We start from the raw sequence: 22,478 nt of genomic DNA on the forward strand, positions 1-22,478 counted from the left end.
CAGGGAATTCGTCTGTCGTGACTCTCCTGGTGCATTCACGCGACCGAGCATGAGCAACGTGCAATCGGTCATTCTCAACCGTACTAAACCGCCCTGTCTCCAAACCTAGCCCAATAAGCTTGTGCTGGCAAGGATTTCTGCGGGAGCGCTGTCACCGTCCCACGGGCGTTCTCCTCGTCTTCTGGGATCCTAGATTTGCTTCTGCGGCCCTATGCAGGCGCTCCAACAGTTCCTGCAAGTGCCTCTGCTCAGTAAGGTAGCTAATGATCATCACGCGGATCACAGTGCGTCCGTTGACAAGCGTGGTCGAGATCCACTGCTGACCATCGCGCGTTACTTCGCTCACAATCGCTTGGAGTGTCAGGGTATTATTTTCTTCAGTATCCAGATTCTCTCTCAGGCACAGGTTGAAGATCGGCAGCATCGGCGGCGCGAACAGTTTGAAATAGGGCGAAGTCCCGATCTGTTGCTTTAACCACTCCGCAAGTCGGATTTGCCGATCAATATGCTCTTCATAGGCTTCGCGTCCATGGACCTTGAGAGTGAGCCATAGCTTGAGCGCGTTCATGCGCCGCGTCCATTGGGTACTGATCGCGAAGTTTTCCGGCGGCAGCGGCGTATTCACCTTGGGCATGTAAGGCGTGGTCACACTGAACGTCGCCTTGAGCAGCTCAGGATGTGAAGTGAGCACCACTCCAGCCGCAAACGGCATAGCCAGCCACTTGTGGGGATCGACAGTGATTGAATCCGCAAGCTCGATGCCCGCTACAACGCCGCGATGCTTGTCGCTGAAGATCGCCGCAGCGCCGTAGGCTCCATCAACGTGCATCCAGAGGTTGTGTCGGCGGCAAAAGTCGGCAATCGCCGGCAAGTCATCGATAGCGCCGGAGTTCGTCGTGCCCGCTGTGGCCACAACGCAAAAGGGCAGGTGTCCGGCAGATATGTCGTCTCGGACTGCACGGTCGAGTTGCTCAAGATCCATCTGAACGTGATCAGTGACTCCGATGCGCCGGACCCCCTTACGTCCAATCCCGAGCAGGCCAGTCGACTTGTCGAGCGAGTGATGTGCCTCTGAGGACGCGTAAACGATTGGTGCCGCGGGAAGGGAACGCACACCGTCGTTTACGGCATTAGGGAATTTGGCCGTTAGCGCAAGCGCCAAGGCGGAAAAATTTGCCTCGTTGCCGCCGCTGGTGAAGGTCCCGTTGAAGGGACGGTTCCAACCGACACGCTCGCCGATCCAGCAAACTGTCTCCTGCTCAATCTTCGAAGCAAGCTGCGAGCGCGCCAGCGTCGCCAGTTGTGGATTGAGCGCGGCCACGAAAGCCTCGGCAAGAACTGCCATATACGCCGGCGTCGGATTCATCAGGCCAAAATAGTTTGCGGCCGGAACGTGGAAGCCATTGGCGATCATCTCGCTGCAGACATCGTCCAGCACCTTGGCGGCGTCTTCGCCAAATTCGGGCAGGGTGGCAGTCAGTTGACCGAATGTGCGTTGATCTTCCGGCAACTGGACCGGACGAGTTGGTAGTGACTCGAAGTAGCGGTCGATGTGATCGATCAGGCGGTAGCCAAGTCGTCGCCGAGTCTCGGAATCGAGCGCAAATCCCACGACTAAGCGCCCGTGCCCGTGGCTTCCTGCATTATCTCTTCTTCCTGTTTCTGGGGCCGCAGGAGAGGGAACAGGATGACGTCACGAATGGATTTTGAATCTGTAATGAGCATCGTGAGGCGATCGATACCGATCCCTTCGCCCCCTGTGGGCGGCATGCCGTACGAAAGCGCGCGAATGTAGTCCTCGTCCATCGCGTGAGCTTCTTCATCGCCGCGCTCTCGCTCGGAAAGTTGTTGCTCGAAGCGTCGGCGCTGCTCTTCAGGATCGTTCAGCTCGCTGAACGCATTTCCAATCTCCAGGCCGCCGACGAAGATCTCGAAGCGTTCCACCCACTCTGGTTCATCCTTCTTATTCTTCGAGAGCGGCGAAATCGCGACAGGGAAGTCGTAGAGGATCGTGGGCTGCCACAGATGCTCCTCTGCCACAGCTTCGAACATGTTTGCGATGGTCTTGCCTGCCGGTTCGGCAGGATCGTATGGCATATGTGGAGTGTGCTTCGCGTTAAGTCGCTCCACGAGCTTCCGTACCGAACTGGCATTCGCGAAATCCGACATCTGCGGAGCAGGCGCACAACTCTCGGGCCAGTACTTGATGATGGCCTCTCTCATCGAGAGGCGCTGCCAGTTGCCAAAATCGATTTCACGCCCCTGATACGAAACTACAGTTGTGCCGTTCACCTCACGGGCAGCGTACGCCAGCATCTGCTCCGTGAGAGTCATCAGGTCGTGATAATCGGCATAGGCCTGATAAAACTCCAGCATCGTAAATTCCGGATTGTGCTGTGTGGAAATGCCCTCGTTACGAAAGTTGCGATTGATCTCGTAGACGCGGTCCAGCCCACCTACGATCAGCCGCTTCAGGTACAGCTCCGGCGCAATGCGCAGGAAAAGGTCGATATCGAGAGTGTTGTGATGCGTGATGAAAGGACGCGCCACGGCTCCGCCCGCGATGGGCTGCATCATCGGCGTTTCCACTTCGATGTAGCCGCGCGCGTCGAGAAACGAGCGAATCGCCTTTACGACTTTGCTGCGCGCTACAAAAACGTCACGAACTTCGGGGTTCATGTTCAGATCGACATAGCGCTGGCGATAACGGAGCTCGACGTCGGAAAGTCCGTGATACTTCTCCGGTAACGGCAGCAGGTCCTTGGCCAGAAACGTGATCTCTTCCAGGTGTACCGACAGTTCGTTGGTTCGCGTGCGGAAGAGATACCCACTCACACCGATGAAGTCGCCCAGGTCGAGCAGCTTGTAGAGCTGAAATCCTTTTTCGCCGACAAAGTCGAGCTTTACGTAGATCTGAAGGCGATTGCCCGCCTGCTGCAGATGGGCAAATCCGGCCTTGCCTTGTCCACGGATCGACATGAGCCGCCCGGCCACGCGTACGTTGACTCGCTCCCGCTCCAGCTGCTCACCAGTGGCGTCGGAGTACTTAGCGAGAATCTCGGGAATGGAATGCGTGGATTCAAATTTGCGCGGATAGCTCTCCTGTCCGAGAGCCTCAATCTGCTTTAGCTTCTCGCGACGGAGCTGATATTGGTCTTGTTCGAATGACACCAACAAAGTATATCGGGCCGGGAGAATCGGGTGATCGGGCGAAGTAGTGCAACGGTGCCGGTGCCGAGCACGGTACTGCTTGTTTTAGTCCGGCGATTTGGCGGAAGTGCTTCGTCTGCAGACAAGCAAAAACGCCCGAGACTCTCGCCGCGGGCGTTCTAACTTGCGTTTGTGTCTTGCTTACTTACGGAAACGTGCGACTAGTCCCGTAAGGAATGAGCCGAATCCGAGCAGTCCGAGCAGCGGCAGCGGAGATGCCGTCTGGGGCAGTCCGTTGGCGTTACCTGCGTTCTGGTTAGCGGAGTTGGCATTCTGATCGGCGCTGGCAGCGTTCGACTGCGTGCTGGCAGCAGACTGGTCAGCAGCGTTACTGCCGGTCGTCGTGCTGGAAGCGGCAGGAGCGCTGGCGTTCTGATCGGTCGTGCTGGTTGCAGAGGACGAAGCAGACGGCGCAGCGGATGAAGCCGGCGCGCTCTGATCGGTTGGGCTGCTGGTGGAGCTGGACGAGCTCTGGGGCGCAGCAGCGTTGCTGCTGGGCGTCGTACTGGTCGAGCTGGAGCTGGATGCTGCACCTGGAGCCTGGGCTGCGTTCGGATCAGACGTGCTCGAAGGAGCCGAGGTCGGATTTGCCTGGCTCGATGTCTGATCGGTTGAGGCAGGTGCCGTTGACGTTTGTCCAGAGGCTGCGCTCGGCGCTGCGCTGCTCTGGCTTGAGCTCGGCGTTGCCGACTGGTTCATATCAGAGCTGGTGTTGCTCGTGGATGGCGTGGCGCTGGAAGTCGATGACGGATTCTGGCTGGTCGAACTTGTCGCAGCCGGTGTTTGGTTCTGACTGTTCGGGTCGGTTGTACTGGATGTCTGGCCAACAGCGATGCCGGCTGACAGCAGCAGTGCAGAGCATGTTAACAACACTTTCTTCATGAGCTACTCCTCTTAATCTCTCCTGCCCGGCCGGAATTGCCGGACATCGTGGGTGCTTGATTCAGCCCGAGTGGCGCACGCGAACTGTCATCACATGGGGAGTTAGAGATTGGTTACTATGGCGGGGTTTTCCCAGATACGAAATTTAGGAAGGGTCAACACCGAATGAGCGGAGCTGCGGAATTAGGCGTCTCCCAGAGATTTTGTGTCGCCCAACCCTATGTGCAAAAGGGTTAACATGCTTTCTCCGGAAAATGCAGTGCCCTGCCAGCTTCTGGTCTTACCTTTACAATCGGCCGCAATGCTTTCTGAGCGTGAGTTGTGGATGCAGCGCGCACTTACCGAAGCCCAGGCAGCGCAAGAGGCTGGGGAGATTCCAGTGGGAGCTGTGATCGTCAAGGACGGTGAACTCATCGCCGCGGGACAGAACCGCAATTTACGGGATCACGATCCCTCCGCGCATGCGGAAATCGTCGCATTGCGTGCTGCCGGAGGTCATCTCGGGAATCATCGGCTCGAAGGATGCGAGATGTACGTCATTATCGAACCTTGCGCTATGTGTGCGGGGGCCATGGTCCATGCTCGGCTCAAACGTCTCATCTATGGCGCAAGCGATCCTAAGGCAGGTGCGGTCGAATCCGTGATGAACGTGCTGAATCATCCACGGCTGAACCACAAGATGGAAGTAGTGAGCGGGATCCTCGAAGGCCAGTGTTCTCAACTAATGCGCGAGTTCTTCCGTACGAGGAGACTCGGAAGTGAATAGCGAATCACGGAACGGCTGCTAGAATGGAAATCAGAACGGAATTCTGCTTCCAGGCAGATTGCAACGAGCTTTTGGCGCGGAGAGGTGCGTGAGCGGTTGAAACGAGCCGCCTCGAAAGCGGCCATACCTGAAAGGGTATCGGGGGTTCGAATCCCTCCCTCTCCGCCATTTAAGTAAGTCACTTCATACTCCGCCAAGTCTGCCGTAGTCCAGCGAGGCTGACGCACGGTTTTCTTGCTCCGTCAGTCTAGCCCAGAATGGGAAGCGTTCCGCCTGGCCCCAAACGCGTCGAGAACATGCTACAGATCGAACAAGTCAGAGGCGGCCGAAGGGATAAACCCTAGGCGCGTCTGACCTCTGGTCTAGCGCACTGGCCTGAAATAGTTTCGGACCATGTTCTGCGCGACTTTGTGACCGAGTACAAGTCCTTGCACAACTGAATGGTGGTAATGGAATCCGGCATAGATGCGTGCAAATTCCATTTCGGTCTGCCACTCCCGGATGCTGTCGAAGACGTGAGGACTTGTGGTATTGGGAACCGTGCTGTCAAGGGATATGTGCAGATTCGGAGTTCCAAAATAGGCCTTCAGCGTATTGGCCAATGCTCCGGTCAGGCAGGAGTGGGCTGACGGATATTCTGGATGGCCAGGTGTCGCTGTGAGCGTTTTCCACGCAGGATCTGCCACTGTGTCGGGGTTCCCATCGATGTCGCCATTCGGAATCGCGGTCGCAGGCCGCCAGAAGTTGTAACGATATTTCGCGTTGTAGCAGCCGATAATCCCATCCGCCGAGGCTGCATATGCCATGGCAAACAATCTGGCTGTATCCGAAAGGCTCAGGTTCAGTTCGTCCACTTTTGCGCGCAGCATGCGACCATATTGGGCCGTTGTGTGCTCCGTCCAGAAAAGGGCGATCTCGGTCTGCTTTGGCGTCCTTTTTGTACTGTTGATGCTTCCGAGCGCCTTCACTTGGTTGTAATCATCGGCCCAGGTATCGCTGGACAAATCGGGCGGTGGCTCGGGAAGAAATTGGCCCGGATCATCGAACGTGAACGGCCGCATCTGCCCTACCCAAGGCGTCTGCGCGGGAAGGAAGCCCGGTGGTGTGCGGATCCAAACTCCCGGAACCGGGTTTGCTGGCGGATTGTAGGCAACGTTTGCTCCTAGCCCGTCACCTGCGCGCAGATCTTTCATCGCCATGGCAGAAGCGAGGCCGACGCTGATTCCATCCGTTTTAGCTTGACCGTCAGGGATGGCTGACAGCGATGCGGTGTATGCGGTGAGAAGAGCAGCAGAGCGATCCGGCAGCAGCCACAATAGCGTGCGATATGCAGCTTCAACCGTCGCGGCATCGGGGGACGCGCCCGCGGGAGCGATAAGCTTGTACTTATATGGTTCGAAACCTCCCTTGATTGCATTCACGGCGTTATAGACTGCCAGTTGCATGTAAGCGACGTATATCCCTGCCCCGCCCGGAGTTGCTGCCCCGGGCGCTGAGCTGTTCCGAGCTTCGGTAATTGCAGTGGCGTTCCAATCTGTCACGGTATTTTGCGCAGTTGCCCAAGGTGCAATGAGCAAGGTCGCGACGGCTGCTATACGTTTGAGTCCATTCATTTCTTTCTCCTCCTTGTTCGGCCGGCATCGCGGCCCCAGCGATCCTCTTTTCTACTCTTTAATTGCGCAATCCTGACCGAGTCCTTTCCGCACCAAATTGGAATCAGAAGGTAAGCCTGTCATTCCACACAGGATCGGCGCTCATCTCCGAAAGGTACGCTTTCCGTGATAGGCTTTTCGCCTCCACAGAATCCTTATGCAGGCCCCAACACAGGCTCCAGCAGTCCGCCGTTTCGGCGCTTTCGAGATGGATCTCCGATCCGGAGAGCTGCGCAAGAACGGAATGCGGCTGCGGCTTTCGGGCCAGCCATCCAAGTCCTGGCCGTTCTAGTCGATCGTCAGGGCGAGGTAGTGGCGCGCGAGGAACTGCAGTCCAAGGTTTGGTCGGCCGATACCTTCGTCGATTTTGATCACGGGCTGAATAACGCAGTAGCCAGGATTCGGGAGGTATTGGAGGATTCTTCGGACACACCGCGATACGTCGAGACCATTCCGCGGCGAGGCTACCGCTTCATAGCACCTGTAACCAACGGTCGGCCGGCGACGGCCGCGCCAGCCTCACCGGTTAGCCTTGTACCCGAAGTCACGGCTCCGAGTCCTGCGCCTTCTGTTGTTCTACCAGCCGCAGAAAGAGCCTCATCTAAACGCCTGTGGGTGCTGCTCGGGACATTGGCTCTGCTGGCACTCGCGGGCTGGTTCGCATTGTATCGGGGCGCAGGTGCCAGCCCGAAGCAACCGCCGATCAAGTCGGTGGCGGTATTGCCGTTGAAAAACCTCTCGGGCGACCCAAAACAGGACTACGTTGCTGAGGGCATGACCGAGGATCTCATCGGGCGCCTCTCCGACATCCACGACCTGCGCGTTACGTCCCGCACGTCGGTGATGCGCTTCAAGGATACTCAGCTCTCGGTTCCCGAAATTGCCAGAACACTCGGGGTAGATGCCATCGTCGAAGGATCAGTGATTCGAGAGGGCAACCGGATTCGCGTTCACGCGCAGTTGATTCGCGCCGCATCGGACGAGCACTTCTGGTCAGAGAGTTACGATCGTGAGTTGCAGGATGTTCTTGCTCTGCAGAGCGAGGTAGCGCAGTCCATTGCAGCGAAGGTCGAAGTTACGATCACGGGAAGGGAACACCAGAGGCTGATCGCGGCGCGTTCCATCTCACCTGAAGTCTACGAGAGTTATCTTAAGGGGCGGTCCATATTAGACAACACATACAGCAGATCAGGCCTCGAGGAGGGCATTGGTTACTTTCAGGAGGCGATAAAGAAAGATCCGGCGTTTGCACCAGCGTACGTCGGCCTTGCGGGCGCTTATGACAAGCTTGGCACGGTCTTTATCGGCGCTCGCCCAAGTGAAGTACGTCCAAGAGTAATCGGCGCAGCTCGGAAGGCCCTCGAGCTGGATCCGCAGCTCGCGGAAGCGCATGTCCTGCTGGCGGACGTATATCAAGCACAGTGGCAGTGGCGCGATGCCGAAGCTGAATACAAACGGGCGCTCGATTTGAAACCGAACGACCCCGATGCGCATGTCGGACTTGCGCATTGGCTGCTATGCCAGGGGCGCACGGAGGAGGCCCTCACCCTGGTCCAGCGCGGTCGCCAACTCGATCCGGTTGCGGTTTCGGGCGTTAGCATCGGTCAGACTCTGTTTTACTCAGGCCGCTATGACGAAGCCATACATGAGTTGCGCAGCGTCTTGGCAGTAGAACCGAACGCTGCAAGCGCCCTCTGGTACCTCGGATTTTCACTTACCGGCAACGGTCAACCTGAGGAGGCAATTCCCGTGCTCGAGAAGGCGCTTTCGGTTTCTAACCGCAGCCCGGGCGTTATCGGTGTGCTGATCAGGGCATACGCGCATGCCGATCGGCGCAACGATGCGCTTCGTCTCCTCGACGAGTTGAAGCGGCGACGCGAGAAAGGTTATGTTCCGGCCGCTGCATTCGTGAATGCCCACCTGGGGCTCGACGATCGGGAACAAATATTTGTCTGGCTGGAACACGCCTACCAGGAGCAGTCAAACATTCTGCAGTTTCTCAAAGTACACCCCTACTTTGATCCGGTGCGCGAGGATCCCCGTTTTAAGGACCTTGTCCGCCGCGTTGGCCTGAATTAGGAAGGCTGTCTGTTCATTTATTCTGTCTTCAGCGTGATTCGCGTAAAGACGATCTACCGCAGCAGATCCTCTAGTTCGATCGACAGATCGGTTTTTTCGTCGCGATATTTCACGATCACCGGAGTGTAGAGCGATAGTCCCCACTCCTGGCCTTTGCCGCGGGATACTGCCCTCGATCCCGGTACCACAACGGCTCGCTCGGGAATCTCAAGCACGCGATCGGTGGAAGAACGCAGCACTTCGCCTCTAACGAGGTCGTAGACAGGTGTCGAGCGAGTGAGAATTGTGCCCGCCCCCAGCACAGCGCGGCTGCGAACCAGGGTTCCTTCATAGATTCCGCAATTGCCGCCTACGAGCACATCGTCCTCAATAATGACAGGCGACGCGTTCACTGGCTCGAGCACTCCACCCACTTGTGCTGCCGCACTCAAATGCACACGTTTGCCAATTTGCGCGCAGGAGCCAACCAGGGCATGAGAATCGACCATCGTGCACTCATCGACATAGGCTCCGGCATTGATAAACATCGGCGGCATGCAAATGACGGAGGGCGCTACGTAGGCTCCGCAACGGACGGAAGACCCTCCGGGCACGAGGCGTACGCGGTCTGAGACTTCGAACCTGCGCGGCGGATATGTGACTTTGTCAACGAATGAGAGCGCGCCCGCCTGCCACTCATGCAAGGTGCCGATTCGGAATCCTACGAGGATGCCCTGCTTTACCCATGTGTTTACATGCCACTTTCCATCCCTCTTCTCGGCGGCGCGGATTTCGCCGTGGCTGAGCGCTTCGCGGAATCGTTCGAAGGTTGCGTGTGCCTGGGGAACTTCATGGGCGTGATTTCCAGCCTCAAATAACCTCTCGATCTCTTTCTGCATGTTTGCAGTCGCGGGTGAGCTATGGGACATTTGCAGTGGAGTATAAACGCGAAGGACTGCTTGGCCGCATCCTTGAGAGCTGCAGAACTAGCCCCGCTTCTCGGTCGTACGCTGGTTATCGTTGCGCACCCTGACGACGAGACCATCATGTGCGGTGGTCTGTTGCAGCGGATGCAAGATCCGTGTGTGGTGTTTGCAACAGACGGCGCTCCTGAGGATTCGTATTTCTGGCGTCGCTTCGGTTCCCGCGAACGATACGCAGCAATTCGCGAGGAGGAAGCGAATGCCGCGCTGGCTGCGGTTGGAGTAGACCAGCTTGAATTTCTGTCGAAGGAATCGGAGGCTCCACTGATCGACCAGCTTCTTTATAGAGCGCTGCCGGCGGCCTTCGCTGCGTTGTCGCGGATTGTGGAGCAACGCCAACCGGAATGTCTCCTGACGCTTGCTTACGAAGGTGGGCACCCAGACCACGATTCAGTCAGCTTTCTGAGTGCGCAGCTGGGACGCACGTTTCGACTCCCCGTGTGGGAAGCTCCCCTGTATCACCGCAACTCCGATGGCGGCGGTGTGTATCAGCGATTTGTCGATGAGGACACAGAGGTTATCGAACACGCGGTGAAGGGCGAGGAACTTCAAGCCAAGCAGCGCATGCTTAGTTGTTACAAATCGCAGTTCGATTCGCTTCCGTCTTTCAGTATCGAGATTGAACGGTTCCGTCCGCAAGCAAGCTATGCATACTCACGTCGACCACACGCGGGAAAATTGAACTACGAGCTGTGGCAGTGGCCGATGACGGCCGAGGACGTTAGCGGCGCCTTCGTTGCGTTTTCTTCAACAGTGGCAACGTCCCTTAAATGAACTTGAAGGCAACTTCGGCAGGAAGCCCGCTGCGCGTCTTATACATAGCGTATCCACTGTTGCCGGTCTCCGAGCACAGCGCCGGAGGGGCCGAGCAAGTGCTCTGGACGCTGGAACGCGAGATGCATGCTCGTGGATTCAAAACCACTGTCGCTGCATGTGTGGGCTCGCAAGTCGCGGGAGCGTTGTTTGAAACTGGCAATCAGGCGGAAATGGTCGATCAGTTCGAGGCGCGCTCAGAAAAGCAGACACATCTGGTAATCGAGTGGTTACGTTCCGGCGCTGAGAATCAATTCGATCTTCTGCATGACGTGAGCGGGTGGTTTTGGCAGCGCGCAAAAGATATCCGATTGCCTGTACTCGCTACCCTGCATCTTCCTCGATCGTTGTACAAAGAAGTCAAGTTTTCAGACGTACCAACAAACGCCTTCTTCAATTGTGTCTCACAGAAACAAACGGCGGAGTTTGAGGATATCGCTGCTCACGTGATTGGCGTCGCTTCCAACGGTATTGCATTAGACCGCTTTCCAGCAAAGCCTGTGGCGCAGGAACGGCGCGAGTATCTACTCTGGTTGGGCAGGATCTGTGAAGAAAAGGGAACGCACACTGCTCTCGATGTAGCTCACGCAGCAGGGAAGAAGCTGATCATAGCGGGAATGGTTTATCCGTTTTTGTATCACCAGAAATATTTTGCACGCGAAATCATCCCCCGATTGAAGCGCGCCGGCAGCATGGCGAAATACATCGAGCGCCCAACGTTCGCAGAGAAGATCGACCTGATCCGGAATGCCAAGGCGCTGTTAATTTCCAGCAACATCGGCGAGACGAGTTCAATCGTCGCGATGGAGGCAGCAGCGTGCGGTACACCTGTGGTCGCTCTGCGGCAGGGTGCATTACCTGAAGTAGTCGCAGATGGAATCACCGCACTCCTCGCGCAGGATTCGAATGAAATGGTAGCGGCGATCTCGCGGATTGATCAGATTGCCAGTGAAAACTGCAGGCGCTATGCGGAACAGCATTATTCATCGGGAGGCATGGCGGATAAATATGAGCAGTTGTATCGGCTGATGATTGAAGACCGTGAAGTGCGCTATACGTTTCCCTAGGAACTGTCATCCTGAGGTCAGACGTTGGCCGAAGGATCTCCCGCAATGCTTCAGTTGTAATGGCACTCTCCAGGCTCTCTCACGAGAATCCTGGCCAAAGAGCCGGGACGCACCAATCAAGCCTGAAACATTCCGGAAGATCCTTCGGCCAAACAGGGCCTCAGGATGACAGTTGTAGAGACTTCACAGTCCTTCAGCACAATCACAATGGCGGCCGAAGAAACACCAACCACTCGAAGCTAGCGCGCTGCAACCCTGTCTGCCAGCAGGCCGACTTCGGCGGCTACATGCTCGAGCTTGCTGCGAGTTTCAGGCTTCACCGGCAGCATCGGCAGACGATAATTTTCATCGATTCGTCCCATCATCGCGAGAATACATTTAACCGGCATTGGATTCGACTCCAGGAACAGCGCCTGCATCAGAGGCAGGTATTTGCGATGGAGCTTGCGGGCCCCAACCCAATCTCCGTCGAGTGCGGCTTGTGTCATTTTTGAAAGCTCGGCAGGAATGACGTTGGACGCGACTGAGATAATTCCTTGTCCCCCAAGAGAGATCACCGGTAGCGTGATGGCGTCGTCGCCTGAAAGCACAATGAAATCATCCGGGACTACGTTCAGCACTTCGGCGATCTGAGTCATACTGCCGCTGGCTTCCTTTACGGCGATAATGTTCCTAATCTTTGCCAGTCGAGCGAGAGTTGTGGGCTCTATGTTTGCCGCGGTCCTGCCAGGCACGATGTAGAGCACGAGCGGCTTATCAACAGCTTCGGCGATCGCTTTGAAGTGCTGATATTGGCCTTCCTGTGTCGGCTTGTTGTAATAGGGCGAAGCAGTAAGAATCGCGTCTACCCCTCTCCGCGAGGCTACTGTCTGAGCTCGTTCGATAGCTTCAGCGGTCGCGTTGGAGGTCGCGCCCGCGACGATCGACACGCGTCGGTTCGCCACCTCGATCGTGATATCGATCACGCGCAGCCACTCTTCGCGACTGAGAGTTGGAGTCTCTCCCGTGGTTCCGCAAGGCACGAGGAAGTGCACGCCAGAGCTGATCTGCCATTCGATCAGAGATCGCAAAGCGGGTTCGTCGATGGCGCCATCTCTGCGAAACGGCGTCACCATAGCGGTGCCACAACCGCGAAGTTTCATGTCCACAGGATAACGCGAACGAGCCCCAAAAATAACGTGGTTCCGGCCGGCGCTTTCGGCAATTTTGTGATTTGGCGATTTCGTGATTTGGTGATCTGAAATCGCGAAATCATACGATCACGAAATCACCAAATTCTCGAAGCCGGCCGAGGGCGGCCGGAACCACATTGTTTAGACAGTCATTTGTCGTTCGGCGGCGCCGAGTCAGCTTCGGCCTTTAACCGCTTGCGCTCCCGGCGGCTCCATTGGTAGAGAGTCTCCACATCGGCGTCGCTGAGCTTCGCTTCTGGGTGTAGAAGAAGATATTTAGGAAGAGGCATCTTTCTGTTCCGGACCATTGGTCCAATTCGGGACAGGATATCTTCGCGTTCGTCGATACTGTAGTGGTCCCAGTTCGACATGTTCCAATGGCTTCGTCCCACCTGCACGTCTCTCTCGATCAACCACGAAATTGGAGCCACGCGACTGTAAAGGGGCCATGCCGTTTGCTCAGAGTGGCAGTTCTGGCAGGCACGCTGCATCACATCGAGCACTGGATGCTCAATTTGAGCTGACACCATCAGTTCCTTACTGGGATTGGCAACTCTTGCGTTGCCGAATGGATGAACAAACGTCAGCACGAAGAGAAGAAAAAGGAATGCCACGGCGAAAGTGCCGAGACGTCGCACACCCCAGCGCCGTTTTGTTGTCAGGTTAGTGCTCACTTTTTACCGCCTCGGAGGTTCCGGAATCGCGTGGCTCGCTACTTGCCGGATAGTTGTTTGAGATATGCGATTACGTCCGCCCGCTCATCTGCTTTTTCCAAGTGAAAGTCCATATCGACATCCTTAATGAATTTGTCCGGATCGGTCAGCCATTTGTCGAGGCTGGCGTCGTCCCAGGTGATCCCAGCTTTTCCGAGCGAATCGGAGTATTTGAAAGTGGAGACGCTGCCTGCTTTCCTGCCATAGACACCGCGCAGGCGCGGCCCTTCTTTGTCGTTGTCGAGCGAGTGGCAACCGCCGCAACGTTTGTCGAACAGCTGATGGCCGCGGGCTGCATCCGCCTCCTGCGTGACTACTGCAGAAGAGGAGGGAAGGAAAAAGATCACGCCAAGCATATACACACTGAGCGGAATGCAGATCAGGCGGGTTGGCGTGAGTCTGGAAAAGCACGAACGAAGTGGCATCAAACGGGTCCTCATTTGCTCGCCTTTGCAGGCTTTGAAAACAACTTCATGGTCCAAAATCGAATACCTCAGCGGCTAAAGCCTTTTTGAAACGAGGTTCAGGTACCGGCACGACTCGAAGTCGTGCCTCTCCCTGCCGCACCCTGTCTAACCGATCAGCAGGTCTCTGCGCAGGAGATGCGCGGACGGATGCGGCTCTTGAGAATCACCGGCTATTGCAAGCGGTGAATCAACGATGGCCAGGCTGTGGTTTTGCTGTACGTAGTGCACATTCGCCAGACCGAGCACGCTGCGTAGGCGTTCGGCCGGGACCTTCATTGGGCCTGGCGCCGGCGCAGACCCCGGTGCAGGTTGGGGGAAAGCCGTGGACATCGCCGCATGGAATGTCGCGTTCCCTTCGACCTTTTGCATTACCTGGTGAATATGGCCGTTGAGCACAGTGACCGAGCCGAATCGCTTCAAATGCGCGAACGCCTGCTCGCTGTCCTTCGTCCCCCATCCCCAGTCGGGATAAACGCTCCAAAGGGGAATGTGGGCGAATACGACTACAGGGGTACTCGCGGAGACTCCGCTCAGATCATCCTTCAACCAGGCAATCTGTTCGTCGCCAAGCTGGCCCATGCCTTCGAGCTGAATCACGTTGACGAGTCCAACAAAGTGAACTCCCTTGTGATTCATGCTGTACCAGCCTTTGCCTTTGGTGTCTTTGCCGTAACGGTCCAGGTATTGTTTGCCATCGTCTACTGATGTGTCGTGCTCACCGGGCACGTAGAAAATCTGCTTGGGGTGAGCGCTCTTGAGGATTTGGTCCATTGTGTCGAATTCGGCAGGCTTGGATTGATGGCTCAGGTCGCCGGTATGGATGATGAACTCCGGCTGCTCCGGCAGGCTATTGATTCTGTCCACTGCGGCTTGGAGCGTCGAGACTACATCGGTATTGGCAGGTTTGTTGAATCCCATGTGACTGTCGCTGATCTGGACAAATCGCAGGGCCGATTTGGTGTTCTTGCTCTTTGTGTCGTGGCCGAAGATGTGGGATGTGGGAATGCCTTCAGCAGTGATCGTCCACAGGAGTCCGGTGCCGGCCCAGGCCATGCACTTGAGAAATCCTCGGCGATCGAGGCCGTCTTTGCTCTGGTCCTCGTCCAGGATGTTGGGATCGCGGTCTTTTTGTTTGCGAGACATGGGGGCTCCTTTTGTGATTCAGTGGCTTTCGTGAGAAGGAACTGCGTGACGGGCGTGCCTATTCCTGCAGGAGGCAAGGGAGCTGGGACGAAAAGTTTGTTGGAATTTCGGGAATCAAATGTGGGTGGCAGGAGTCTAAGCCTTCAGAATGGAAAGCACCGCAGATTCTCGCGAGAAGATCACTCGCTTTGAGGCTTTGGTGTTGCCTCATCTCGATTCGGCCTTCAACCTCGCTCGCTGGATGGCGCGAAACACAACTGATGCCGAGGACGTTGCTCAGGAAGCGATGATGCGCGCTTTCCGCTTCTTCGACACATTTCGCGGCGAAGATGCCCGGGTATGGCTTCTGACGATCGTGCGTAACACGTATCTCACTTGGGTTCGGCGTCAGCTTCCGCAGCAGAATTCGGCGGAGTTTGACGAGCGTCTGCATACCGACATCGAGACGGCGCTCACGCCGGAGTCAGAGTTCCTGCGGCAAGCAACCGCTGAGCAGGTGCGTCGCGCAATCGAGAATCTGCCGGCGGAGTTTCGGGAAGTCATTCTTATGCGGGAACTCGAACAACTTTCATATAAGGAAATCGCTGCAGTCACGCGTTCGCCGCTTGGTACGGTAATGTCAAGGATCTCCCGGGGTCGCAGCATGTTGCGCCAGTTGATTGCAGGAGAAAGACGAATGGAGGTAAAGCACCATGGCTAGTCACGCACAACGCAACCTCCTGCACGCCTACCTCGACGACGAGCTGGATCTCGTGCGCAGTATGGAGCTCGAAGACCATCTGGCTGAGTGTGGCGACTGCGCCAATGAGGTAGCCAGCTATCGAGCTCTTCGGGAAGGTGTACAGGCCGCTGATCTTCGCTATCAGCCTTCCTCGGAGTTTCGCTCGCGTTTGTTGAGGGAGTTGGAGCAGCAGGAACGACCACAACCGACGGTGATTCACTGGCGGATTCCGCGCTGGAGCTGGGCAGCAGTAGCGGCTTTGCTCTTGCTCGCTTCGGCGGCATTGGTACTCGATGTAAGTCAGCGTTCCGAACGCAAAGTAGCGAGCGAAATCGTCACAGACCACGTGCGTTCACTGATGGCTAGTCACTTAACAGACGTAGCCAACTCCGACCAGCACACGGTGAAGCCCTGGTTTACAGGGAAGCTCGACTTCTCGCCGCAGGTACGAGATCTCTCAGCCGATGGCTTTGAATTGATCGGGGGGCGTCTGGAGTATCTCGATGGTCATAACGCCGCGGCCGTCGTCTATCAGCGGCGTAAACATGTAATCAATCTATTTACTTGGCCAACTTCAGCGTCGGATGAAGAGCCCCAGGCAACGGCGCAGCAGGGATTCAATCTCGTCGAATGGAAGCAGGCCGGAATGTACTACTGCGCGATCTCCGACCTGAATCGCCAGGAGCTAACGGAATTAGCCTCCCTGCTGCGAAAATAACCTTAACGACGCACGTTTCCAGCGGCTGTGGATCCAGCAGTGGGTTGGTCCGCAGGCAGAGGCTCACTCAAAACCAAGTTAACGTTGGCCGGCAACTTGTCCGCATTCGCGAGCAGCAGGCTTACTTGCCACATTTGCGTGTCCGATAGAGATCCGTGAAACGATGGCATGCCCGTCATGCGGATTCCGTTGGAAACCTTCCAGTAGGTTTCGCCCGCTGGATCGTCTGTAACCATGTGGTGTGGATCAAGAAGTTGTGGAGGTCTAGGGTACATGCCCTTGGCGACTGATGTTATGGATTGTCCTGTTACGCCGTGACACACCGCGCAGTTCTCGCGATAAATGTGGGCTCCAGCGGCGTAGTTTTCTTCATTTCCCTGAATGGGCGCGCTTCGGGGATACTCTTTGTCCATTCTGGCGTGCAGTCCCATTCGAGCAAACCTCTTCTCAAAAGGCATCGCGGCAGCCGCAGTAGCGACTGGTGCGAATCCGAAGCGGAAATAGGAGTAGACCGAAACGGGGACGATGATCAGGCCGACGATGAGGCCCACAAGAAAGGCAGGGAAGCGGGATGGACGCATGCGCGTAATTGTAGAGCCAGTCTGCCCTGGACTGCTTTCTAAGTTCCTCTGTGATTACCTTACTGCGTTCTCGATCACAAGTTTGGACTGAGTGGTGACGGCCACCAGGCTCGTTGGCTCTGGTGGATATCGTAGCCAGCACACCAAGGCGACAATCGTGGTTGTGAGCGCCAGCAAAATACCGAACTCCGTCGTCCAGATTGCTTCCGATCTGGAAGAGCGGGTGAGGGGATCGCAAATGGCCTGAATGAAGAGATTGTGGCTTCCGTGAGCGATAGCAGCAGGCCACACTGAGCCGGATTTCACGCGGAGCCATCCGAAGATCGCTGCACCCGAGATCACCATCCAGGTGAAGCACACGAGAGCGACCCATGCTGGTCCTCCCGAGTTGTAGTTTGAGCCTAGAATTCCCGGGTAGTGCCAGAGAGCCCAAATCAAACCGGAGATCAAAATGGCACTGACAGGCCCGCCTAATTTCAGTAGCGCCGGGAATAGAAATCCCCGCCATCCAATTTCTTCGCCCAATCCCGAAGTTGTCCCGCTTATGACTCCGTAACCCAACAACAGAAACAGATTGAGCAGCAGCGCCGGCCCTGTTGTCTGAAGCTGCAGCGAGGTTGCGCTGGCGTACGAGAAGCCGGCCAAATTGAAACTTCCGCGTACAGCAATCCAATATGGAATATAGGCCAGCAACGCATACAGAATGGGTAGGCCATACCCTAGACCGATGTAGCGCAGCTTAGGCCAGGTAAATCCAAGCGAAGAGATGCTGATGCCACCCAGGTAGCACGTGAGCAGCGCGGCCAGAGTCGGACACCACATTAGTGTGTGGACAACTCTCCCTTGTCCCATACCGAGCTCTTTCGTGTGGATTACGAGCAGGTACCAAGGCAAACTCAACAGCGCAACGAGTGCGACGTACATGACAACATGCGATCTCTTCACCATGGCTGGTTGTGCTCCTACGGAACGGGCGCGAAAAGTGTACTAGAGGTTCTTGCAGTGCGAGGTCAGCGCCTCAATTTTTCTCAATTTAGGTCTTCCGCGTTACACTCTGCTGCCCTGATCGAATTCGCTTGTAGAATTGCGAATCGTTTCCGGCACCTAATCTGGTTCCAGAATGTTCTCTCTTCCAACGGCTTGGAAAATCTTGCGTGAGCTCGGTCCAAACTGGGTTCTCCAACGGCTGCGGCTTGCCGCAGAGGTCCATTTCGGGATAGTGAGGAAACGGCTCCCACTAAGCGCGTGGAAATTCGAGCCCTCCAATTTAGTAGATCCCACGTCCGGAGGGGATCGGAAGAAGACTAAGGAGGCAATCAAAGGAAGGTTTTTCTTCTCGGGTAGTACCCTTCCGGCTCCTCCAGCAGAAAGCAGCGCCTGTGAGCAGGCCGATCGAATTTTGTCCGGCGAGTGGCCGTTCTTTCTCAGTCGGTGGGTGCAGCTTGGGTTTCCTCCAGACTGGCATTTCAATACTCTGGACGGCAGACGCGTCGAAGATACTCGCCATTGGTCAGAAATTGACATTGGCGCGATTCACGACGTGAAGTTCGTGTGGGAGCCGAATCGCTTCTCTGTTACTTACCTACTGGCCAGGGCTTACGCCAGAGCTCGTGACGAGCGGTACGCAGAGGCGTTTTGGAACTTGGTTGAAGACTGGGCAAACAGGAATCCCCCGAACCGAGGAGTGAATTGGGCGAGCGGGCAAGAGGCTGCGCTTCGCGTGATGGCCTGGAGCTTCGGACTGCATGCATTCTCAAGTTCTCCGTCATCGACAGAGGAGCGCACTTCCAAGCTTCTTTGGATCATTGAAGTACACGGCAATCGCATTTCTGCATTCATACAGTACGCGCTCTCGCAGAGAAACAATCACGGAATTGGTGAAGCTGTTGGGCTCTTCACAATCGGAATTCTGTTTCCCGAATTTCGGCGAGCTGACGAATGGATGGAGCTGGGTCGAAAGCTAATCGAATCGCAGATTCTCGAGCAAGTGTATGAAGATGGCAGCTACATTCAGCACTCTTTTAACTATCAGCGAGGATTGATTGATTATCTCGTTTGGGCATTCCGGCTGGGCGAAGTCAACGACCACCGTTTTTCCGAAGAGTGCTACCAGATTCTGAGCAGAGCCGTGCAATTCATGTTGCGTTTCTGCGATCTGGCCACTGGCAGAATGCCAAATTATGGCGCAAACGATGGCAGTCTCGTCCTGCCTCTCAGTCCCTGTGACTACTTAGACTATCGACCCTCATTGCAAGCGGCGCACTACATGGTGCACAGGAAGTTCTGTTTTGAGACAGGAAACTGGGATGAGCAATCCCAATGGCTGTTCGGGACAGAACTAACTCAGCGGCTTGAGGGCAAGCGTAGACCGCCGAGAATCGACGTTGAGACGAAGCAACCAGAGTCCGGATACCTAAAGCTCGTGGCGCGGGAGAGCCATGCGATGCTTCGTGCGGCGCGTTATGAGGACCGCCCCTCCCAGGCCGACCAGCTTCATCTCGATCTTTGGTGGCGCGGACAGAACATCGCATGTGATCCCGGAACATATCTGTACAACGCACCTTCGCCTTGGACGAACGGACTGGCTGGTACCGCTGTTCACAACACGATCACAGTAGGCCGCCGCGACCAGATGACGCGCGCTGGCCGATTTCTCTGGCTCGATTGGGCTCAAGCAGACTCTCTGAAGTATGAGATTGGGGATTCATGCCGAGCAATCGAAGCGTGGCATGATGGATATGAGAAGCTGGGCGCGACGCATCGGCGATGTGTTGCCGTCATCAGCGATGAGGACTGCTGGATCGTTGTCGACGATGTTTGCGGAGACTTTCGCGGAGATATTCGGCTGCACTGGCTGTTCGAAGACTGTCGGCATGGATGGCGCTCAAGTGACCTGCGCCTGACATTGCAGACTGCTGTCGGCGATTTCCAATGTTGTGTTCACGCCACGAAGTTGAATACTCCCACTCTGGTAATTGGGGGAAGAGTGTCTTCCGATCCCGATTCAAGTATTCCCAGGTCCGATTATCAGATTCGAGGTTGGCGGTCGCTCTATTATGGTCAAAAGGATCCTGCCATTTCTCTCGCCGTAGAAACGCAGGAGCCGTTGCCCGTTCGATTTGTGACAGTGCTGGCTCCGTCAGCAGTAAGCGTGATCAAGGTAGACGAAACTGTCGTGGAGGTCGGCTCGAATGGTGAACGCTACCGCGTGTGCTTGCGTCCGGCCGGTTCAGGGCGGATTGCGGAGTCGCCGAGCTGAATGCCGCGGGTCGCTAGACTCCTTCGCTCACCAGACCTGATCGCCGCTCTCGAGCATCTGCTCTTCTGCAACTATCGGCAGCTCTATCCATCCCTGAGTGGGCAATGAATCTATGGGGAGCTGCTCGCTCGAGATGGTGAAGCGCAGCAGAAGAGTGTCTCCGAGTTGGGCGCCGAGTGTGGAAAGCGGGAGCTTGGCGCGCAGCACTTTTTCAAAGTTGCTTTCGACGTGCTCTTTCCCGGGGTTCGAAGGACTTCCGTTACTCTCGCCTCCATCTGTTCGAGAGATCTCGGCGCTGAGCATTTTCCTGCCAGAGAGGTGAAACTTGACTACGAACGTCCGCCTCGATTGCTCCGGCCTGGATGGTTGCACTTCGATGCGAGTCTCAACTTGATGGCCACCCTGCAATTCGTTCGCAAAATCAAGCCGGAGAAAGAAATCCCGCTCGTTGATGCCGGCGTATGCTCGCTCAAGAAGAAATTTCTTTCCGTGCATTGACGAGCCGCGGCGATCGGCGGTGAAAGAGGCCGCGCCTAACCAGTCGAAGTATCCGATATTGGGCGAGCCGATTTGAGGAAAAATGAACGCGGTCTGCGGAATGGTCCGCGTCTTGCCGATGGTCTCGGCGGAGATTGGGTGGTGGAGATAGTCTGGTGGATTCGCCCCGAGTAGCCGATAGACATTCGACAAATGATTGCGATAGAGCTCATCAAAATCGCGATCGTTCGCAGAGTGATGCTCGGGACCGTACCACCAATTCCAATCGCTTCCTTCTGCAATGAGCAATTCCTCATAGGCGAGTCGCCGGTTGTCAGCGGTTGCATTCTGGGAATGGTGTTCGTAGAAATCGCGCGCCTCTGCAAGATAGTCCCAGGCGAAATTGTCTTCCGGCGCCCCAATCCACACATTGAAGTTGGCGTTGATCCATGATCCAGGAACCAGCGATGTGAGTGGAGTCGCGTCGTTGGTCCGCTCGATGACTTCAGAGATCGTGAGCGGCTCGATCTGCGGATCAGATTCAATAGCGTGATACAGCCTCCGCAGAAACTCGCGGCCAGAGGCAGGGAAATGCTCCCACGCATTCTCTCCATCGAGAATGATAGGCACGATTGCGTCTCGACCAGTAGCGAGCACCGCCTGCGCCGATGCCTTGGCGCTCTTCACAAAATGGGTTGCTGCATCCTTCGGAGGCACACCCGAATAGACGAATCCAATGAGATCGGAAAGATTGTGATCGCGGAAGACGAGCGCGACGCCGTCTTCTTTTTCGCCATGACGATAGAGTTGGTAAAGACGCTGGGCCGAATCCGCCATCAGTTGGCCTGCGGAGTTGCGCTCGAAGTAACTGCGCGTTGAGCGGCCAAGAACGCCTTCGTCTGTCGCCAGCCATTTCAGTCCAAGCTGCTTTGCAAGTTTAAGCACTTCGTCGGACACGCTGCCTTCCGACGGCCACATGCCCGAAGGCCGATGGCCAAAGGTCCGCTCGTGGAACTCAATCGCACGTCGCATTTGCTCAAGTGCATCATTGGCCTGCAGAAAGCGTCGGCGGGGCAAGGGCAATCCGGGGCTACTCAGTCGACCATTGTTCGTATCGCAAACCAGTGGAAGTATGGGGTGAAAGAACGGCGTCGTTGATAGTTCAATCCCACCACGATCTGTGGCGGCACGGTATGCGGGTATAACGCTGGCCAAAAGGCGACTTTCTACTCCGAGTAGGGCTTCGTGGTCAGCGCGATCGAAATAGCGTCCCTTCTCAATGAGCGCCGCGACTTCCGGTTCATCGAGAAAAAACTCATCAAACCATGCGAGTTGAGACAGGATCTGCAGATCAGCAAAGTCCTGTGTACCGAAATGCGGAACTGCAAGATCGGCCGACTTGTATTTGCCACGCTTTTGTAACAGCTCAAAATAGCGGGGATATCGGGCAACTTGATGCGTGTGGTTGGCTTGAAACAAGTACGTGAGCGCGAATTCCTTTTCCTGCTCGTTGAGATCTTTCGCTGGCTTCGCAATTAGATCTCTCCAGGAGTCCCTTGCGTTCCCGGTCACGTAGTCCTCGATCTGCGCGACTAGCGACGGGACCAGGTTGAAGTTCTGGTGGACGCGGGGGAATTCATCGAGCAGCTTCACCATGCCGTAGTAGTCCTTGAGTGCGTGCATCCTTACCCATGGAAGACGGTACTCACCCGTAACCAAGTCTTTGTAGAAGGGCTGGTGCATGTGCCAGAGGAAAATGAGACGAATCGCGGGCATCGTTACCTAGTGTAATTAAG

Annotated in this window: 19 protein-coding genes and 1 tRNA gene; 8 read left to right on the top strand and 12 right to left on the bottom strand. The window is 56.0% G+C overall.

Annotated elements, in window-relative coordinates:
* Positions 1-151 precede the first annotated feature (151 nt).
* From VNX88_11835 to VNX88_11845, 3 genes are all read right to left on the bottom strand, one after another.
* The gene (locus VNX88_11835) at positions 152-1,612 is read right to left on the bottom strand and encodes a pyridoxal-dependent decarboxylase (protein HWY69352.1); all 1,461 of its coding nucleotides are present in this window, start codon (positions 1,610-1,612) and stop codon (positions 152-154) included.
* A 2-nt stretch (positions 1,613-1,614) separates the two neighbouring features.
* On the bottom strand, positions 1,615-3,171 hold the full coding sequence (gene lysS, locus VNX88_11840; GenBank protein ID HWY69353.1) for a lysine--tRNA ligase: 1,557 nt from the start codon (positions 3,169-3,171) through the stop codon (positions 1,615-1,617).
* Between the two features lie 180 nt (positions 3,172-3,351).
* On the bottom strand, positions 3,352-4,092 hold the full coding sequence (locus VNX88_11845; protein ID HWY69354.1) for a hypothetical protein: 741 nt from the start codon (positions 4,090-4,092) through the stop codon (positions 3,352-3,354).
* Positions 4,093-4,393: 301 nt separating this feature from the next.
* On the opposite strand from VNX88_11845, the gene tadA reads away from it, so the two are divergent.
* A complete protein-coding gene (gene tadA / locus VNX88_11850; GenBank protein HWY69355.1) occupies positions 4,394-4,858 on the top strand; it encodes a tRNA adenosine(34) deaminase TadA in 465 nt (154 codons plus the stop codon).
* Between the two features lie 78 nt (positions 4,859-4,936).
* Positions 4,937-5,026 (top strand) — tRNA-Ser (locus VNX88_11855).
* A 194-nt stretch (positions 5,027-5,220) separates the two neighbouring features.
* On the opposite strand, the gene VNX88_11860 is transcribed toward VNX88_11855, so the two are convergent.
* Entirely contained in the window at positions 5,221-6,471 is a 1,251-nt protein-coding gene (locus VNX88_11860; protein HWY69356.1) for a vanadium-dependent haloperoxidase, read from the bottom strand.
* 165 nt (positions 6,472-6,636) lie between these two features.
* Here VNX88_11860 and VNX88_11865 point away from each other — a divergent pair, with 165 nt between their 5' ends.
* On the top strand, positions 6,637-8,589 hold the full coding sequence (locus VNX88_11865; protein ID HWY69357.1) for a tetratricopeptide repeat protein: 1,953 nt from the start codon (positions 6,637-6,639) through the stop codon (positions 8,587-8,589).
* Positions 8,590-8,642: 53 nt separating this feature from the next.
* On the opposite strand, the gene VNX88_11870 is transcribed toward VNX88_11865, so the two are convergent.
* Positions 8,643-9,467: a 2,3,4,5-tetrahydropyridine-2,6-dicarboxylate N-succinyltransferase gene (locus tag VNX88_11870; protein HWY69358.1), complete on the bottom strand. Its 825-nt coding sequence runs from the start codon at positions 9,465-9,467 to the stop codon at positions 8,643-8,645.
* A gap of 60 nt (positions 9,468-9,527) precedes the next feature.
* Between VNX88_11870 and VNX88_11875 the strand changes: the two genes are divergently transcribed.
* Both VNX88_11875 and VNX88_11880 read left to right on the top strand, forming a co-directional pair.
* A complete protein-coding gene (locus VNX88_11875; GenBank protein HWY69359.1) occupies positions 9,528-10,325 on the top strand; it encodes a PIG-L family deacetylase in 798 nt (265 codons plus the stop codon).
* A complete protein-coding gene (locus tag VNX88_11880) occupies positions 10,322-11,431 on the top strand; it encodes a glycosyltransferase (GenBank protein HWY69360.1) in 1,110 nt (369 codons plus the stop codon). The genes VNX88_11875 and VNX88_11880 overlap by 4 nt, the downstream gene beginning before the upstream one ends.
* 239 nt (positions 11,432-11,670) lie before the next feature.
* Here the strand turns inward: VNX88_11880 and dapA are convergent, their stop codons facing one another.
* The 4 genes from dapA to VNX88_11900 form a co-directional block, all read right to left on the bottom strand.
* A complete protein-coding gene (gene dapA, locus VNX88_11885) occupies positions 11,671-12,573 on the bottom strand; it encodes a 4-hydroxy-tetrahydrodipicolinate synthase (protein HWY69361.1) in 903 nt (300 codons plus the stop codon).
* A 179-nt stretch (positions 12,574-12,752) separates the two neighbouring features.
* Positions 12,753-13,277: a heme-binding domain-containing protein gene (locus VNX88_11890; protein ID HWY69362.1), complete on the bottom strand. Its 525-nt coding sequence runs from the start codon at positions 13,275-13,277 to the stop codon at positions 12,753-12,755.
* Between the two features lie 38 nt (positions 13,278-13,315).
* Positions 13,316-13,741 (bottom strand): c-type cytochrome, encoded by a 426-nt coding sequence (locus VNX88_11895; protein HWY69363.1) that lies wholly within the window; start codon positions 13,739-13,741, stop codon positions 13,316-13,318.
* A gap of 147 nt (positions 13,742-13,888) precedes the next feature.
* On the bottom strand, positions 13,889-14,926 hold the full coding sequence (locus VNX88_11900; GenBank protein HWY69364.1) for a metallophosphoesterase: 1,038 nt from the start codon (positions 14,924-14,926) through the stop codon (positions 13,889-13,891).
* 148 nt (positions 14,927-15,074) lie between these two features.
* Here VNX88_11900 and VNX88_11905 point away from each other — a divergent pair, with 148 nt between their 5' ends.
* Together VNX88_11905 and VNX88_11910 are read left to right on the top strand one after the other, a co-directional pair.
* Entirely contained in the window at positions 15,075-15,626 is a 552-nt protein-coding gene (locus VNX88_11905; GenBank protein HWY69365.1) for a sigma-70 family RNA polymerase sigma factor, read from the top strand.
* Positions 15,619-16,365, top strand: a complete 747-nt coding sequence (locus VNX88_11910; GenBank protein HWY69366.1) for an anti-sigma factor — start codon at positions 15,619-15,621, stop codon at positions 16,363-16,365. The genes VNX88_11905 and VNX88_11910 overlap by 8 nt, the downstream gene beginning before the upstream one ends.
* Before the next feature lie 2 nt (positions 16,366-16,367).
* Here VNX88_11910 and VNX88_11915 read toward each other — a convergent pair whose 3' ends face one another.
* Both VNX88_11915 and VNX88_11920 read right to left on the bottom strand, forming a co-directional pair.
* On the bottom strand, positions 16,368-16,946 hold the full coding sequence (locus VNX88_11915; protein HWY69367.1) for a cytochrome c: 579 nt from the start codon (positions 16,944-16,946) through the stop codon (positions 16,368-16,370).
* Between the two features lie 54 nt (positions 16,947-17,000).
* Positions 17,001-17,894, bottom strand: coding sequence for a CPBP family intramembrane glutamic endopeptidase (locus VNX88_11920; protein ID HWY69368.1), 894 nt, complete (start codon positions 17,892-17,894; stop codon positions 17,001-17,003).
* A 451-nt stretch (positions 17,895-18,345) separates the two neighbouring features.
* On the opposite strand from VNX88_11920, the gene VNX88_11925 reads away from it, so the two are divergent.
* A complete protein-coding gene (locus VNX88_11925) occupies positions 18,346-20,205 on the top strand; it encodes an alginate lyase family protein (GenBank protein ID HWY69369.1) in 1,860 nt (619 codons plus the stop codon).
* A gap of 27 nt (positions 20,206-20,232) precedes the next feature.
* Here VNX88_11925 and VNX88_11930 read toward each other — a convergent pair whose 3' ends face one another.
* Positions 20,233-22,458, bottom strand: a complete 2,226-nt coding sequence (locus VNX88_11930; protein ID HWY69370.1) for a glycoside hydrolase family 57 protein — start codon at positions 22,456-22,458, stop codon at positions 20,233-20,235.
* Positions 22,459-22,478: the final 20 nt, after the last annotated feature.

It is taken from the genome of Terriglobales bacterium (assembly GCA_035567895.1).
Taxonomy (GTDB): Bacteria; Acidobacteriota; Terriglobia; order Terriglobales; family Acidobacteriaceae; genus Gp1-AA112.